Source organism: Rhizobium tumorigenes (assembly GCF_003240565.2).
Taxonomy (GTDB): Bacteria; Pseudomonadota; Alphaproteobacteria; order Rhizobiales; family Rhizobiaceae; genus Rhizobium; species Rhizobium tumorigenes.
Window position 1 is genome coordinate 3,556,500 of record NZ_CP117255.1, and the last position, 15,409, is coordinate 3,571,908.

Annotated in this window: 14 protein-coding genes; 9 read left to right on the plus strand and 5 right to left on the minus strand. The window is 62.1% G+C overall.

Going from position 1 to position 15,409, the window contains the following annotated elements; all coding sequences use genetic code 11:
• Nucleotides 1-51: 51 nt before the first annotated feature.
• Nucleotides 52-987: a LysR family transcriptional regulator gene (locus PR017_RS17305; RefSeq protein ID WP_111216223.1), complete on the minus strand. Its 936-nt coding sequence runs from the start codon at nucleotides 985-987 to the stop codon at nucleotides 52-54.
• 94 nt (nucleotides 988-1,081) lie between these two features.
• Here PR017_RS17305 and PR017_RS17310 point away from each other — a divergent pair, with 94 nt between their 5' ends.
• Nucleotides 1,082-2,344, plus strand: a complete 1,263-nt coding sequence (locus PR017_RS17310) for an MFS transporter (protein WP_111216927.1) — start codon at nucleotides 1,082-1,084, stop codon at nucleotides 2,342-2,344.
• Between the two features lie 25 nt (nucleotides 2,345-2,369).
• Here PR017_RS17310 and PR017_RS17315 read toward each other — a convergent pair whose 3' ends face one another.
• The gene (locus PR017_RS17315) at nucleotides 2,370-3,260 is read right to left on the minus strand and encodes a DMT family transporter (protein ID WP_111216225.1); all 891 of its coding nucleotides are present in this window, start codon (nucleotides 3,258-3,260) and stop codon (nucleotides 2,370-2,372) included.
• Between the two features lie 237 nt (nucleotides 3,261-3,497).
• Here PR017_RS17315 and cobF point away from each other — a divergent pair, with 237 nt between their 5' ends.
• The 5 genes from cobF (at nucleotide 3,498) to PR017_RS17340 (ending at nucleotide 7,877) form a co-directional block, all read left to right on the plus strand.
• Nucleotides 3,498-4,268, plus strand: a complete 771-nt coding sequence (gene cobF, locus PR017_RS17320; RefSeq protein ID WP_111216227.1) for a precorrin-6A synthase (deacetylating) — start codon at nucleotides 3,498-3,500, stop codon at nucleotides 4,266-4,268.
• Nucleotides 4,269-4,346: 78 nt separating this feature from the next.
• On the plus strand, nucleotides 4,347-5,747 hold the full coding sequence (gene cobG / locus PR017_RS17325) for a precorrin-3B synthase (RefSeq protein ID WP_279619522.1): 1,401 nt from the start codon (nucleotides 4,347-4,349) through the stop codon (nucleotides 5,745-5,747).
• Between the two features lie 2 nt (nucleotides 5,748-5,749).
• Nucleotides 5,750-6,382: a precorrin-8X methylmutase gene (locus PR017_RS17330; RefSeq protein WP_111216229.1), complete on the plus strand. Its 633-nt coding sequence runs from the start codon at nucleotides 5,750-5,752 to the stop codon at nucleotides 6,380-6,382.
• Nucleotides 6,379-7,116 carry a precorrin-2 C(20)-methyltransferase gene (locus tag PR017_RS17335; RefSeq protein WP_111216231.1) on the plus strand — a complete coding sequence of 246 codons (738 nt, stop codon included), beginning with the start codon at nucleotides 6,379-6,381 and terminating at the stop codon, nucleotides 7,114-7,116. The genes PR017_RS17330 and PR017_RS17335 overlap by 4 nt, the downstream gene beginning before the upstream one ends.
• A complete protein-coding gene (locus PR017_RS17340) occupies nucleotides 7,113-7,877 on the plus strand; it encodes a precorrin-3B C(17)-methyltransferase (RefSeq protein ID WP_111216233.1) in 765 nt (254 codons plus the stop codon). The genes PR017_RS17335 and PR017_RS17340 overlap by 4 nt, the downstream gene beginning before the upstream one ends.
• Here PR017_RS17340 and PR017_RS17345 read toward each other — a convergent pair.
• Complete coding sequence (locus tag PR017_RS17345) at nucleotides 7,841-8,611, minus strand: cobalt-precorrin-6A reductase (protein WP_111216234.1); 771 nt, start codon at nucleotides 8,609-8,611, stop codon at nucleotides 7,841-7,843. The genes PR017_RS17340 and PR017_RS17345 overlap by 37 nt on opposite strands.
• Between PR017_RS17345 and cbiE the strand changes: the two genes are divergently transcribed.
• From cbiE to PR017_RS17360, 3 genes are all read left to right on the plus strand, one after another.
• The gene (cbiE, locus tag PR017_RS17350; protein ID WP_161959274.1) at nucleotides 8,610-9,863 is read left to right on the plus strand and encodes a precorrin-6y C5,15-methyltransferase (decarboxylating) subunit CbiE; all 1,254 of its coding nucleotides are present in this window, start codon (nucleotides 8,610-8,612) and stop codon (nucleotides 9,861-9,863) included. The two genes, PR017_RS17345 and cbiE, sit on opposite strands and share 2 nt — an antisense overlap.
• Nucleotides 9,860-10,618 carry a precorrin-4 C(11)-methyltransferase gene (cobM, locus tag PR017_RS17355; protein WP_111216236.1) on the plus strand — a complete coding sequence of 253 codons (759 nt, stop codon included), beginning with the start codon at nucleotides 9,860-9,862 and terminating at the stop codon, nucleotides 10,616-10,618. The genes cbiE and cobM overlap by 4 nt, the downstream gene beginning before the upstream one ends.
• A gap of 139 nt (nucleotides 10,619-10,757) precedes the next feature.
• Complete coding sequence (locus PR017_RS17360; protein WP_111216238.1) at nucleotides 10,758-11,636, plus strand: DMT family transporter; 879 nt, start codon at nucleotides 10,758-10,760, stop codon at nucleotides 11,634-11,636.
• 16 nt (nucleotides 11,637-11,652) lie between these two features.
• Here PR017_RS17360 and PR017_RS17365 read toward each other — a convergent pair whose 3' ends face one another.
• Together PR017_RS17365 and PR017_RS17370 are read right to left on the minus strand one after the other, a co-directional pair.
• A complete protein-coding gene (locus tag PR017_RS17365) occupies nucleotides 11,653-13,929 on the minus strand; it encodes a polysaccharide biosynthesis tyrosine autokinase (RefSeq protein ID WP_111216240.1) in 2,277 nt (758 codons plus the stop codon).
• Between the two features lie 137 nt (nucleotides 13,930-14,066).
• The gene (locus PR017_RS17370) at nucleotides 14,067-15,269 is read right to left on the minus strand and encodes a polysaccharide biosynthesis/export family protein (protein ID WP_111216934.1); all 1,203 of its coding nucleotides are present in this window, start codon (nucleotides 15,267-15,269) and stop codon (nucleotides 14,067-14,069) included.
• Nucleotides 15,270-15,409: the final 140 nt, after the last annotated feature.

Genomic DNA, 15,409 nt, shown 5'->3' on the forward strand with positions numbered 1-15,409 from the left:
AACGCAACCGCGTCAGGACAGATAACCCCTAAATGTCGATCAGCACTGTCGTCAACGATTCGTGTCGTTGTTGTCCGGGCCGGGGGCTGCTGTTTCCGCTTTGAATATGCTGTCAGGCAGCAGGCTCATCAGATTATCGGTCACCGGCGACCGCTGGCTCTTCAGCATGGCCAGCCCTAGCCGTGCCACCAGAGGCGGGCCGTCGATTTCGCGGTAGACGACGCCGTCGAGCTTTATCTGGGCGATAGAGGCCGGAACGATTGAGACGCCGAGATCGGCCGCCACCAGGTTGACCACCGACGGGATTTGCGGTGCCTCCTGGCTGACCACGAGCTCGAACCCCGCTTCGCGACAAGCGGCGGCGATGTCGTCGTAAAGGCTGAGGCCCGCGACGCGCGGAAAGAGAATGAACTGTTCCTCGGCAAGCGCCGAAAGCGGCAGACGCGGGGCTGCTGCCAGTCGATGCCCGGTCGGCAATGCGATCACCATGCTCTCGACGGCAAGCATCCGGAGACGCACTTCGCGCGGATTTTCGAGGCCGGGCCGGATGAACGCGGCATCGATCTCGCCGCGCATAAGCCTTTCCATCAATCCCTTGCTGTTCATCTCCGTCAGCGAGAGGCGCACCTCGGGCCAGCGTTTGCGAAACTGGCGTATTGCGCCACTGACATGGGTATTGAAGGCGGAGGAGGCGGTGAAGCCGAGCGACAGGCGGCCGGTTTCCCCTCGGTTCGCGCGCTGGGCCGAGAGCTTGGCCCTCTCGGCCGCATCGATCGCCGCCTGCGCCTCCGGCAGGAAGGCCTCCCCGGCGGCGGTGAGTTCTGCGCCGTGCGGCACACGGTGAAACAACTGCACGCCGATTTCGGTTTCCAGATCGCGGATCTGCTGGCTGAGCGGCGGCTGGCCGATGCCGAGCTTCCCGGCCGCACGGGTAAAGTTGCCCTCATCCGCCAATGCCAGAAAATAGCGCAGGTGACGCAACTCCATCGCTATCTCCAAAACAGATTGAAAACGTCTCTTTCATATATTGGACACATGAAGCCCATTTGACTAGATCAGGGACAAGAAAAGGTTGGTGCTGATGTCCCTTGCTACTCCCCTTAAGATTGTCGCTGCCACACGCCCCGTATTGAAGATCGTTGCAGCTTCCGAGGCACCGCAGTTTCTCATTCGCGGTACACCGGAATACAAGCGCGCAAGCCTTGCGCTTTTCCTGTCGGGCTTCTCGACATTCTCGCTGCTCTATTGCGTGCAGCCGCTAATGCCGGTTTTCGCCCACGATTTCGGCGTCAGCCCTGCCGCAAGCTCCCTGTCGCTGTCCCTGTCGACAGGCTTTCTCGCTTTTGCCATCTTCATCGCTGCAGCCATCTCGGAAGGCGTCGGCCGCCGTAGCCTGATGTTTGCCTCGCTGCTCGGCGCAGCGCTCTGCACACTCGGCTGTGCCATCGCGCCTAATTGGCAGACCCTGCTGGCCATCCGTTCCCTGGAAGGTTTTTTGCTCGGCGGTGTTCCGGCCGTCGCCATGGCGTACTTGGCGGAGGAAATCGATCCGCGCGGTCTTGGAGCTTCCATGGGCCTCTACATTGCCGGCAACGCGTTCGGCGGCATGGCAGGTCGCGTGGTGACGGGCATGATTGCCGAAAACTTCTCCTGGCGCCCGGCACTTGCGACGGTTGGCATGCTCGGACTTGCCGCTGCGGTCGGATTTCTCCTGCTGTTGCCGGCCTCGCGCAATTTTACGCCCCGCAAAGGTTTCAATGCTGCATTCCATTTGAGTGCCTGGCTCGGCCATCTCCGCAACCCGGCGCTTCCCTGCCTGTTTGCCATCGGCTTCCTGATCATGGGATCCTTCGTCACGGTCTACAATTACGCCGGCTTCCGCCTCGTGGCCGCTCCATTCAATCTTAACCAGACGGAGCTTGGCCTGATCTTCACGGCCTACCTGTTCGGCATAGCCGCCTCCTGGGCAGCCGGATTGCTGGGCGACCGCTTCGGACATTTCCGTGTCATGCCCGTCGGCATCCTGATTGCCGCAATCGGTGGCCTCGTGACCTTGTCGTCATCGCTGCCGCTGATCATCGTCGGCATCGTACTGGTGACCATCGGCTTCTTCGGAGCACATTCGGTTGCCAGTGCCCTGGTCGGACGGCTGGCGCGCGACACCAAGGGCCACGCCTCGTCGCTCTACCTGCTGTCCTACTATTTGGGTTCTAGCATTGCCGGTTCGCTTGGCGGTTATTTCTGGCTTGCGGACGGCTGGTCGGGCGTCATCAGTTTCAACCTGCTGCTGCTCATCGGATGCATGACGGCGGCGCTAGCGGCGGCAAGGCTTGCCCGCCGCTAGCCCGGCACATATTGCAGATGCAAAATCAAAACTGTTGACTGGCCCGGGCAGCGGCCGCTTTGCGCGCTGCCGAGTTGCGAAGGCCGCTCCACAGATACCAGGCTGCTGCCACGAGTATCAGGCCAGCGCCGGCAATCGTCGAATTGCCTGGCCATTCAGAAAAGGCAAGCCACACCCAGAGCGGGCCGAGAACGACATCCATCAGCCCGATCAGCCCGGCTTCGCCTGACGGAATATAGCGGCCGCCGGTCATGTAGAGCAGGTAGGCTAGCCCCGAGGTTGTCGATCCGAACAGGGCGAGGATTGCAAGATCCGCCGGGCCGGGCACCGCATGCAACATCAGCGGCAGGCAGAGCAGCACGCAGAGACCAGAGCCGATGGCATTGACCGGAGCCATCCGCAGCAAGGGGTGTTTGCGCGCCATGACTAGCAGGATGCTGAAGGTAACCGTCATCAGCAAGGCGAGTGCGTTGCCGGCGAGATCCGTCAATCGCGCCGCAAAGCCCGCGACCACGAGGACGCCGAGGAAAGCGACGCAACTGGCAATCAGAACGCGGCGCTCCACCCTTTCGCCGATCAGAAGATAGGCCAGCCCTGCTGCGATAAACGGGACCGTAGCGTAGATCGACAGGACATTGGCAACGGTCGTCAGCTTGAGCGACGCAATGTAACCGAACATCGACAGCGCCGAAAACAGCCCAAGCAGGGCGTACATTCCATAGGGCGTGGCTACTGTCGGCGGTGCGGCGCGGCGACCGAACAGGGAAATGATTGTGAGCGTCAGTCCGCCAAAGACGGAACGCCAGCCCAGCGTTGTCCAGACATCGAGATCGATCATCCGGACGAAAAGCCCGGCGCTGCTCCACATCACCGTCGCAACGGTAACGAGCACGAGTCCATAGGTACGCGGTTGCATTGATTCTCCGCATGTCTGAAGCTTAATAAATTGAAAAATATGTAGAAATATAACGTGTCGGTACCGGGCGCGCGCATTGGCCAACCACCTCGCAGCTAGCCTAGCAGATGTCGGCCCGAACGCAGGATATTGCTGACGACAATCGATTTCGCAATTGGGACCGTTGCGACATGATGGCGTCGCTCATAAACAGAACGCGAGCCGACGCACGAGGCAGGTCGGCGGCAGGAGCATGTCGTGCGACATCTGTATCTGATCGGCATCGGCACCGGTAATCCGGAGCATATGACCGTTCAGGGCATCAACGCCCTGAACGCCGCAGACGTCGTGTTCATACCCGACAAGGGAGACGCCAAGAGCGGTCTCGCCGATGTCCGCCGTGAGATCTGCGCCCGCTACCTGACACGTCCCGAAACTCCCGTCATTGCCTACGATGTGCCCGTGCGCCAGACGAAAGACCGGTCCTACGGCGAGGGCGTCGATGCCTGGCATGCCGAGATCGCCTTGGTTTATGAGCAGATGCTATCAGAGGCAACGTCCGAGAATGGCCGTGCCGCACTTCTCGTCTGGGGAGACCCGAGCCTTTACGACAGTACCATCCGCATCCTGCAGCGCGTGATGGCCCGGGGCAATGTCGCTCTCGACTACAGCGTCGTTCCCGGCATCACCAGCATCCAGGCCTTGACGGCCAGCCACCGTATCCCCCTCAATCTGGTCGGCAAGCCGGTCGAGATCACCACCGGGCGACGACTGGCAGCGCGCTTCCCGGAGCTGGAAGGCACAGCGGTCGTCATGCTCGACGGCGAGCAGGCCTTTGCCGGGCTCGACGACCCCGATGCCTATATCTACTGGGGCGCCTATCTCGGGAGCAAGGACGAGATCGTCCTTTCCGGTCGCCTTCACGAGGTGGCGCAGACGATTATCGAGACCCGCGCTGCAGCCCGTGCCCGGCACGGCTGGATCATGGATATCTACCTGCTCCGCAAGGGGCAGGATTTCGACGACTGAGCAGGCCCAGCCGTGCCTGCCAAATTGTTTGCCTCAAGGACGGGATGATGTAAGGAGACAGCAGGAAAGGGTGTGGATATGGCGATAGATGGGCAAACGATGGCCAAACCGGGTCTCGCTGTGCCGCGCGTCGGTCTTGGCCATGACGTGTCGTTGCCGTCCCGCCTCGTCCGCGGTGCCTGCCCCTCGCTGGCCACACCCATGCAGACCGGCGACGGCCTGCTTGTGCGGCTGCGCCCATCGACTGCGGGCCTGACTGTCGCCCAGTTTCGCCAACTCGCCAGCGCCGCCGCAAGACATGGAAACGGCCTGATCGAGGTCACCGCCCGTGGAAACCTGCAATTGCGTGGCCTCGCCTGGGAGACGGTGCCGTGCCTCGAAGCCGACATAGCCGCTGCCGGCATCGTCCCCGTTACCGGCCTGACGATCGAAACGCCACCCCTGTCTGGCCTCGACCCCGATGAAATCGCTGACGCCCGCCGCATGGCAGCCCGCCTCGGAGAGGTGGTCGCTTGTCTTCCTGCGCAGCTGACGCTCGCCCCAAAATTGTCGATCATCGTCGATGGCGGCGGCCAATTGGTGCTCGATCATGTCACCGCCGATATCCGCCTCACGGCAATACCGAGCGTCGATGCAAGGCCGCTATGGCAGGTGGCGGTGGGGGGAACGCGTGCCGCGGCGCTCCCGGTGTTGCTCGGTTCAGACGAGCAGGCCCTGTCTGCGGTCCTCGATCTGCTGAAGAGCCTGGATGCACTCGGCCCCCGCGCACGCGGCCGCGACCTTGCTAAAAGCTTTCGTGGCGAAAAGGAGAGGCTCGCCAATACCTCTTTGGAAATCCAATCTTCAAAGGCCTGTGTCGGCATCCATCCGCTGGGTCCGACGTCGGTCGCACTTGGCCTGCAGCTGGCTTTTGGTCAGATCCACGCCGTCGAGCTGACTGCTTTTCTCGATATCGCCAAGGCGAAGGGCATTACCGAAATCCGGACGGCACCCGACCACGCGCTTCTGCTCTTGGGCGCGTCGACCGATGTCATGGCCGAGATACTAGCACAGGCTGTAGACTTCGGTTTCTGGACCGACGCCAATACGCCAGCCAGCGCCATTGCCACCTGCGCTGGCGCCGGCGGGTGTGCTTCGGGCACATACCGTACCAAACATCTGGCGGCCAAGGCGGTGGGCTGGGTCCCGGAATTACTGGATGGCTCTGTCGTGCTACACCTTTCGGGTTGTCCAAAAGGCTGCGCCCACCCCGCCGCGAGTGCCCTTGCGGTCGTCGGCATGCCTTCCGGTTTTGGCATCGGCGTCAATGAAAAAGCCTCCGGCGTCCCAGCCGTTTCCGTTGACGAATACGGACTGCAAATCGCCCTGGAGAGACTGGCACGAATGGTCGCAGCGACGAAAGCGGCTGGCGAATCGGTCGGGGACTGCCTTACACGGCTTGGCAGCGACGCGACCGTCGCCGCGTTGAGACAGGAATAGGCATGGTTGACTACGATTATATCCATCAGGGCGACGCGATCTACGAAAAATCCTTCGCGATTATCCGGAGCGAGGCGGACCTGTCGCGCTTCTCGGAAGACGAAGCCGATGTCGCCGTTCGGATGATCCATGCCTGTGGCCTCGTCGAAGCGGCCGCTCATTTCCAGTTTTCTCCCGATTTCGTGACCTCGGCCCGTGCAGCGCTTGCTGCCGGCGCTCCGATCTTCTGCGACGCCGAGATGGTGGCGCAGGGCGTCACCCGCGCCCGGTTGGCCGCCAAAAACGATGTCATCTGCACGCTCCGCGATCCGCGCACGCCTGACCTCGCGAAGGATAGCGGCAACACCCGTTCGGCTGCCGCCATGCACCTCTGGGGTGAGCGGCTGGGCGGCTCCGTGGTGGCCATTGGCAACGCGCCGACGGCTCTCTTCCATCTGCTCGAAATGCTGCGCGACGGCGCCCCGAGGCCGGCGGCGATCATCGGCATGCCGGTCGGCTTTGTGGGCGCTGCGGAATCGAAGGATGCGCTGGCGGAATATTCCTATGGCGTTCCCTATGGCATCGTCCGTGGCCGGCTTGGCGGCAGCGCCATGACTGCGGCGGCCGTCAACGCCCTGGCGCGAGGCGGCCTATGACCCTTGTTTCGACCGGTCGCCTGATCGGAGTCGGCACCGGTCCCGGCGATCCCGACCTTTTGACCGTCAAAGCCGTCAAGGCTCTGGAGCGGGCAGATGTCGTCGCCTATTTTGCCAAGGCCGGTCGCCATGGCAATGGACGCACGGTTGTCGATGATCTCCTGCGCGCGGACGTCTCGATGCTGCCGCTCTACTATCCCGTCACCACCGAGATCGACCGACACCACGAGGATTACAAGCGGCAGATTACCGCGTTCTACGATCTTTCGGCCGAGGCGGTCGCCGCACATCTCGACGCCGGACGCACCGTTGCCGTCCTCAGCGAAGGCGACCCGATGTTCTACGGCTCCTATATGCACCTGCATGTCAGGCTCGCGCACCGTTACCCGACCGAGGTTATCCCTGGGATCACGGCGATGTCCGGCTGCTGGTCGCTGGCCGGCATGCCCATCGTCCAGGGCGACGATGTGATGTCCGTGCTGCCTGGCACCATGGAGGAGGCCGAGCTGGCCCGTCGTCTGGTGGACACGGAGGCCGCGGTTATCATGAAGGTCGGGCGCAACCTGCCCAAGATCCGCCGTGCGCTTGCCGCCTCCGGTCGGCTTCACCATGCCGTCTATGTCGAGCGCGGTACGATGAGAAATCAGTCGGTGACCCGGATGATCGAGCGCGACGACGGCGAGGCGCCGTATTTCTCGCTGATTTTGGTGCCCGGCTGGGAACGCAGTTCATGACCGGCCGCCTCTATGTAATCGGCACCGGGCCGGGCAACCCCGGGCAGATGACGCCGGAGGCCATGGCAGCCGTCGCGGCCTCGATAGAGTTCTTCGGCTACGGCCCTTATCTTGACCGCCTCTCGCTGAGGCCTGACCAGTTGCGGATCGCCTCCGACAACCGCGAGGAAATCGATCGTGCCAGGGCATCGCTGGAGCGGGCGGCAGCGGGTTCGACAGTCTGTGTCGTCTCCGGCGGCGATCCAGGCGTATTCGCCATGGCTGCCGCCGTCTGCGAGGCGATCGACAACGGGCCCGAACACTGGCGCAACATCGACCTCGTCATCGTTCCAGGCATCACTGCGATGCTGGCCGTGGCTGCGCGTCTTGGAGCGCCCCTCGGGCATGATTTCTGTGCTATGTCGCTGTCCGACAACCTCAAGCCATGGGAACTGATCGAGCGGCGGCTGACGCTTGCAGCGCAGGCCGGTTTCGTCATCGCGCTGTATAATCCGATCAGCAAGGCACGTCCCTGGCAGCTGGGTCGCGCTTTCGAGATTTTGCGCCTAGCCCTGCCGCCGACGACACCCGTGATTTTCGGCCGTGCGGCGGGACGCCCCGACGAGAAGCTGGCCATTGTCCTGCTGGCGGATGCCGATGCGTCGGTCGCGGACATGGCCACCTGCGTCATCATCGGATCGCCGGAAACGAAGATCGTCAGGCGGCCGGTCCTGCCGGACCTGGTTTATACCCCGCGTTTTGCTTCCCCGGAGACAAAATGATCGATCCGTGCCAGCGCAGCCTCGAGCGAAACGACCGATGCCACCGCGGTGGCCGCGCGGCGGGCAATCATCAGCACAGGAATGCCGAGCAGCCTTGCCGCCTCGATCTTGGCATAGGTGGCGCTTCCACCGCTGTTTTTGGCAATGACGCAATCGATCAGGTGAAGCTTCATAAGGCGCAGTTCGGCGTGAAGGTCAAACGGCCCGCGTTCCAGGATGCTGACGACATCGGGTGCGAGCAGAGGCGGATCGACGGGATCGACGCTGCGCAACAGATAGAAATGCTGCGGAAAAAGATCGGTCCGGTGTGCCTCCTGCCGGCCGACGGCCAGAAATACGCGGCGTGGCACGGAGCCCAGCGCGGTAAGAGCCTCCGTCACATCCGCGACCTCGTGCCAATGGTCGCCGGCAACCCGCTGCCAGGCTTCGCGGCTGAGGGCAAAGATCGGAATGCCCGCTATCGTCGCGGCGATGGCGGCGTTTGCGGATATCTGCGTGGCAAAGGGGTGTGTAGCATCGACCACGAGATCGATGGCTTCAGCCTTCAGAAACGCGGCCAGTCCTTCTCTGCCGCCAAACCCGCCGGTGCGAACCGGAGCGTGCTGGGGGAGGGGATCCTTCGTCCGTCCGGCCAGCGACAGCAGCACGTCGATGCCATCGCGTGTCGCCAGCGTCTCTGCCAGCAGCCGCGCCTCCGTCGTGCCACCCAGAATAAGGATGCGAGTCCTGCCCATGTCTGAGACGCTTTCTTCGTTGCCAACGCAATGGCTCACCCTTATCGGCCTCGGCGAGGACGGTCCAGCCGGCTTGACCGAGGCAACCAGGCAGCGGATCGCCTCAGCACCGATCGTCTATGGTGGGGCCCGCCATCTGGAACTGGTGGCGCCACTGATAAGCGGCGAAACTCACAGCTGGCTCAGCCCGTTCGAGCGCTCGATAGATCACCTGCTTGCCCGGCGTGGAATGCCAACCGTCGTCCTGGCATCGGGCAACCCCTTCTGGTTCGGGATCGGCGCCACCCTCTCGCGCTTCATTCCGCCCGAAGAAATGTACGTCATCCCGGCGCCGTCGGCTTTCAGCCTGGCAGCAGCAAGGCTGGGGTGGCCGATGCAATCGGCGACGCTCCTGTCGCTGCATGGGCGCCCGATCGATCTTCTCCGGCCCCATCTCCATCCCGGCCGAAAGATCATCGCGCTGACCTCTGATGCTACCAGTCCGCAAGCGATAGCCGCACTTCTGACAAGGCTCGGCTTCGGTCGTTCGACGCTGACGCTGCTGGAGGCGATGGGCGGAGCACGCGAGCGGGTAACCCTGCACAAGGCATCAAGCTTTACACTCGAGGATATCGACGCCTTGAATGTGATGGCGGTCGAGATCGTCGCCGACCGGGATGCACGGCTGTTGCCGCTGGCGCAAGGCCTGGACGACGCCCTGTTCAGCCATGATGGCCAGATTACCAAGCGGGAGGTGCGGGCGATGACGCTGTCGGCGCTGGCCCCCCGTCACGGCGATCTGCTCTGGGATATTGGCGCCGGCTCTGGCTCGGTCTCCATCGAATGGTTACTGGCCGATCCGAGCCTGCGGGCAATCGCGATCGAGGCGGTGCGGGACCGTGCCGCGCGCATCCGCCGGAATGCCGACGATTTCGGCGTGCCGATGCTGCATCTGGTCGAAGGCACGGCGCCTGAAGCCTTGACCGGGTTGGCCCAGCCAGACGCAATTTTCATCGGCGGCGGCGGCAGCGAGGCCGGGGTGATGGAGGCTGTAAAGGCAGCCTTGAAACCGGGAGGCCGGCTCGTTGCAAACGGGGTAACGACCGAAATGGAAGCCGTGCTGCTTGCCGAATATGCCCGCCACGGCGGATCGCTGACAAGGATCGACATCGCCCGTGTCACACCCGTCGGCACGATGCACGGATGGCGTCCGGCGATGCCGGTGACGCAATGGTGCTGGACCAAGCCTGAAACCACAGAGATCGCCCAATGACAGTCCATTTCATCGGCGCCGGACCTGGCGCCGCCGACCTCATCACCGTGCGCGGCCGCGACCTCATCGCAAAGTGCCCGGTCTGCCTCTATGCCGGCTCGCTGGTGTCGAGGGACCTGCTTGCCTACTGCCCGCCGGACGCCCGCATTATCGACACGGCGCCGCTATCGCTCGATGAAATCGAGATGGAATTCCGGCGCGCCAATGAGGCAGGCGAGGATGTTGCGCGTCTGCATTCCGGCGATCTGTCGGTGTGGAGCGCGGTCGCCGAGCAGATCCGCCGGCTGAATGCATGTGGTATCGGCTACACGATGACCCCCGGCGTTCCGGCATTTGCTGCGGCTGCCTCGGCACTCGGTCGCGAGCTGACGATACCGGCCGTGGCGCAAAGCCTGGTGCTAACCCGCGTCTCCGGCCGTGCCTCGCCGATGCCATCGGGCGAGACATTGCGGGCTTTTGCCGTGACGGGGTCGACGCTTGCCATTCACCTGGCCATCCATGCCTTGCCTCAGGTGGTCGAGGAACTGACGCCGCACTACGGCGCCGATTGCCCCGTTGCCATCGTCGTCAAGGCGTCCTGGCCCGACGAGCGCATCCTGCGCGGCCGGCTGGATGATATCGAAGCAAAAGTTGCGGCCGAGCCGATAGAACGCACCGCGCTGATTTTTGTCGGGCGGTCGCTTGCATCCGACTATTTTCGCGAAAGCGCGCTGTACGACCCTGCCTACCAGAGACGGTTTCGCGACCGGTTATAGGCGCGACCGCCTATCCCCTGGCTCCGGCTTGGCGCAAATAACTATGATCCAGAACGGATCTCGCTTAAACTCCAGTCGCGAAAGCGGTTCTCCGCCTCCCTCCCGCCACTGCTATTTCCAATGTTTGCCGCGAGTAGTCATGAACGTCACCAAAAGCGGCTATATCTTCACGATCGTCGCTATCACGCTTTTTTCCATCCAGGACGGCATATCGAAGCACCTGGCCGGCGCCTATCCTCCGTTTCTGGTCGCAATGATCCGCTACTGGACATTCGCCCTGTTCGCCATCGCCCTTGCCGCCCGTTCGCGCGGCGGTCTCGCGGTGACGGTGCGCACCAGGCGCCCGTGGCTGCAGATCCTCCGCGGCCTTCTTCTTGCGGCGCAGATCGTCATCGTCATCCAGTCCTTTGCCATGGTGGGGTTGGCCCGTTCCCAGGCGATTTTCTCGTCCGGCCCGTTGATCGTTGCCCTGCTATCGGTGCCGATCCTCGGAGAAAAAGTCGGCTGGAGGCGCTGGACGGCGATTTTTGTCGGTTTTCTCGGTGTGTTGCTGATCCTCAAGCCGGAAAGTGGATTTTTCGACGTCCGGTTTCTGGTTCCGTTGTCCTCCGCCCTGCTGTTCTCGTTCTACGTCATCGTCACCCGCCTGGTCAGCCGGCAGGACGCGTCGATGACCAGTTTCTTCTACACCGGCGTGGTTGGCGCCATCGCCATGAGTTGTATCGGGCCGTTCTTCTGGATGCCGCTGACGCCCCATGACTGGATCTGGATGGGGCTGCTCTGCCTTACCGGCATGTCGAGCCATTATTGCCTGATCCGCGCCTATGACCTGCTGGATGCCGTTGTCATCCAGCCGCTGACCTATCTGCAGCTGGTCTACGCCGCCATCATCGGGGTCGTCGTGTTCGGGGAGGTCTTGACGGCAAACATGGTGGTTGGCGCGGCAATCGTGGTCGGCGCCGGAATGTTTACCGTGTGGCGGGAAAATGTCCTCGCCAAACGAAGGGCCGGGCACTGAGGCCCGGCCGCAAGGATCAATTGTCGTGGTAATATGACGTGTAGCGCGAGTAGTAATATTCGCTCGAGCCGTGGGCACGATACAGCTTCATCTTTTCCGTATCGACCTTGTTGAGGATGACGCCTGCGCACTTGCTGGCGATTGCCGGTTCCGAGGTAAACATGCTGCGGACAACCTTGCGCGATGTCTTGCCCCACTCGACGACGAACAGAAAGGCGTCGATGTTGGGGCTGATCGCCCGCGCATCGACGACGGGTCCGAGCGGCGGAAGGTCGATGACGATATAGTCGAAGTTCGCCCTCGCCATGTCGAGCAGTGCGTTCATCGCCGGTGATGACAGCAGTTCAGACGAGTGTGGCACACGCCGTTTGACGATAGCGGGCAGGAAGGCGAGCTTGGTCTTCTGGTCGATAAGCAGCAGATCCTGGATCGGTCTGCGTTCCAGAAGTGCTTCCAGCAGGCCGGCCTCGGCATGCCGCCCGATGCTCCGGGTGGCACCAGGATTGCGCAAGTCGGCGTCGATCAGCAGTGTTCGCGCACCTTGCATCGCAAGCAACTGCGCGAAGTTCATGGAGATCGTCGACTTACCTTCGCCCGGCAGGCTGGATACGATGCCGACGACTTTGGCCATTCGCTCGCCGCTTTCGACATCGATGGCGATCTTGGCGCTGCGCATCGTCTCGGCGAATGCTGAAAGCGGATGCTCGGCAACATAGTTCGAAACGCCGTTCACCTGCCTGATACTGCGCGGATGATCCTGCACGATCTCGGCGGCAGTCACCGGTTTGACGATCGGCGCGATGCCGAGATACTCCTGATGCAGGCTGTCGCGCACCTGATCGCCGGTGCGGAAGAAGCGGTCGCGGAACTCCCTGAAGACCCCGATGCCGCCACCGACGATACCGCCAAGGATGATCGACAGTGCAAGCACGATGATCTTCTTCGGCTTGCTGGCGCCGATCGGGAAAGTCGCCTTGGTGATCACGCGGGCTTCGGTGATCGGAAACGACTCCTGCTGGGAAGCCTGCTGGTAGCGGGTGAGGAAGCTCTGGTAGAGATCGCGGTAGGTATCGCGCGTCCGCTCCAGTTCGCGCAATTGCACCTGCGCATCGCTGGCCGTCGCCGAAACCGTCGTCGCCGAGGCAACGCTGTCGGCCAACGACTTCTCGCGCGCCTTGGCGACATCGAGGTCGTTGCGATAGCTCTGGGCAATACGACCGAGCTCCTCGAACATCAGGCGCTGGTATTCCTGCATTTCACCGCGCAGACGCACCGCTTGCTCGTGATCAGGACCAAGCCGGCGGGCAATGTCCGCCTGCATCTTCGAGGCGTCGAGGTACTTCTTGCGCAGGTCGTTGATCGTAGTGCTTCCCAGCACATCGGAAACGACAGCATCCATGTTCTTGGATTGGATGATGGATTCGACGCGGTCATATTTCGCCTGCGCGGCTGCCGTGTCGCCTTGCGCAGTCGTCAGCGCGGTATTCAGCTGTGACAGCTGCTGGTCGCTGACAAGCTGGCCGCTGGTCTCCACCAGTCCGTTGTCGGACCGGAATTTCTGGACGGCCAGGTCGGATGCGAGCGACTTCTTGCGCAGTTCCTCGATGCGGTCCTGCAGCCAGTCGCTGGCACGCCGGGTGGCGTCGTATTTTGAATTCAGCTTGTCGACGAGGTAGGCGTCGGCGATGCCGTCCGCAATCTGCTGTGCCAGCTTGGGCGAGGGCGATGTATAGCTGATCGAGAGCACGAAGGAGCGGTTGACGCGCTCGACAAGCATGTTCCGCTCGATCTGGGCTGCAGCATTCTCCAGTTTGACTTCGGCTTCATCGACAGGAACTGCGGGTGTTCCAAGCCCAAGCCAGGATTTGATCTTGATCGACCCGATGAGCTTGCTGATCCAGGAGGGGCCCTTGCCGACGAAATCGGGATTGTTCAAGAGGTCGAGTTTCTGGATAACGGCAACCGCAATCGTGTCCGATCGAAGCACTTCGACCTGGGTGAGGATGTTGCCTTCTTCGTCCACAGACCCCGGCGGCACGGTCGTGTCCGTCATCTGGTTGACGATGGTGGACGTGCCATGGTCGATCAGTACGCTGGTGTTTGCCGTATACTGCGGCGTGGCCAGCAGCAGGTAAACGATACCAAGCACGATGAAGGCGCCGATGGCAGCGGCAACGACCTTCCATTGCCGCCGGGCGGCAGCAAGGATGCGGTCGAGATCGATGATCTCGGAAATCTCGTCGTGGTCGAAGCCGGCCCAGCTGTCGGTGTTGGACTTTTTGGGTGATAGCAAAGAGCGATCTCCTACTCTCGGTGGCTGAGCGTTTCATCCTCCGGCCACGCCGAAGGAGCACATAAAAGAGGCAAAAGCCCTGGGTCTGGCCGGTCTTGCCGAGCCGCGTTTCAGGCGGCCCGGCAAACTTGTCGGTTCTATAGTTCGCGTATCGATTTGCGCGTCGTAACGGCATCGCTTGTCGTTCCCGCCGCCGTCGATGTGACGGAGTTGGCGATGTCGAGGAACTTCAGCAGTTCGACGGAGTCGGAGTTGGAGATGTAGATGACATCCTTGTCCTCCATCGAGAACTTCTGGGCAGCAAAGAAGCCGGCTGGATCACGCAAGTTGGCACGGAAAACGACAGGCACCAGTTCGTCGCGGAAATGCGTGGTGTCGACTCCCATTTGACGCAGCAACGTCTTGTCGACCAGGCGGTACAGCAGCACCTGCGCCGGATTTGCCTGCGTATCGAGCGCGCCTCCGGCCTTGCCCAGACCATCCGCCAGGGTCAGGTTTTCATCGTCGAAGGTGTAGCGTCCGTTGGTGCCGGTCGCACCGAAGGCGACATAGCTACGCGGATGATGATCGGCGATAACGGTGTCCATCGGCGACACGAAGATGTTTTCCGACGGGTTCTTCAGCAGTGTCTCGTAGGGAACTGTGACAGTCTTGCCCCGGCGCTGCAGTGTGATGTTTGTTTCCATCGCCGCCGTCGACAGGCCGCCGGCCTGAGAAATAGCATCAAGGACGCGTTCACCGGCCGGGCTGAGTTCCACCTTTGCCGGCGCGTTGACGTCGCCGAGAACGGAGACCTGGCTCGAGTTGCTGGTGACCGTCGTGATCACCACCTGCGGCTCGATGGCCCGGCTGGAGAGCTTCTTGACGATATCCGCCTCGACCTGCTCCTTGCGCTTGCCGGCAGCGACGATGCGTCCGGCATAGGGAACGCTGATCGTTCCGCCACGGTCGATCGTCTGACTTGGAATGGTCACGAAATTGCCGGCGCGGCTGCCGGCATCTGCGGGAATGAACAGTCCGCCTGCCTGGGATTCAAAGATCGTCACCTGCACGACGTCGCCATAGCCAAGCGGGATATCAGGCGCAGAGGAACGCGAAGTGCCGAAGGTTGCCTTCAGCGATGCACTCGCCTTCCCGTCGAAGTATTTCAATGTGTTCTGGTTGAGGTCGACCAGTGCGTAGTCGATGCCGACCTTGCGGTCTTTCGACGAAACCTTGACGACCGCCTGGCTGTCGATCAGGCCGGCATCCGGTCCTGACCGAGGGAGCGAGGTGCAACTGGACAGCATGACCATCAGCGCAACAACGGAGCCTCGACGTATACGGATAGTGGTCTTCATGCCCAATCCCATCTTCATCCCCCCGTAAACAGCCCCCTGGGCAGATCGATAGCAGGCTTTATTTATAAATTCGATGAGCAACCGGCCGCGCCACTTCAGGTTTTTGCCAGTGGCACCATGGAAGACGATCGGTGGATTGG

Bases quoted from the DNA above. Each gene is read 5' to 3' on its own strand.
- PR017_RS17370 (WP_111216934.1), bottom strand. From the start codon at position 15,269: ATGAAGACCACTATCCGTATACGTCGAGGCTCCGTTGTTGCGCTGATG.
- PR017_RS17330 (WP_111216229.1), top strand. From the start codon at position 5,750: ATGGTTGACTACGATTATATCCATCAGGGCGACGCGATCTACGAAAAA.
- cobG (WP_279619522.1), top strand. From the start codon at position 4,347: ATGGCGATAGATGGGCAAACGATGGCCAAACCGGGTCTCGCTGTGCCG.
- PR017_RS17360 (WP_111216238.1), top strand. From the start codon at position 10,758: ATGAACGTCACCAAAAGCGGCTATATCTTCACGATCGTCGCTATCACG.
- PR017_RS17345 (WP_111216234.1), bottom strand. From the start codon at position 8,611: ATGGGCAGGACTCGCATCCTTATTCTGGGTGGCACGACGGAGGCGCGG.
- cobM (WP_111216236.1), top strand. From the start codon at position 9,860: ATGACAGTCCATTTCATCGGCGCCGGACCTGGCGCCGCCGACCTCATC.
- cbiE (WP_161959274.1), top strand. From the start codon at position 8,610: ATGTCTGAGACGCTTTCTTCGTTGCCAACGCAATGGCTCACCCTTATC.
- PR017_RS17335 (WP_111216231.1), top strand. From the start codon at position 6,379: ATGACCCTTGTTTCGACCGGTCGCCTGATCGGAGTCGGCACCGGTCCC.
- PR017_RS17340 (WP_111216233.1), top strand. From the start codon at position 7,113: ATGACCGGCCGCCTCTATGTAATCGGCACCGGGCCGGGCAACCCCGGG.
- PR017_RS17315 (WP_111216225.1), bottom strand. From the start codon at position 3,260: ATGCAACCGCGTACCTATGGACTCGTGCTCGTTACCGTTGCGACGGTG.
- PR017_RS17310 (WP_111216927.1), top strand. From the start codon at position 1,082: ATGTCCCTTGCTACTCCCCTTAAGATTGTCGCTGCCACACGCCCCGTA.
- PR017_RS17305 (WP_111216223.1), bottom strand. From the start codon at position 987: ATGGAGTTGCGTCACCTGCGCTATTTTCTGGCATTGGCGGATGAGGGC.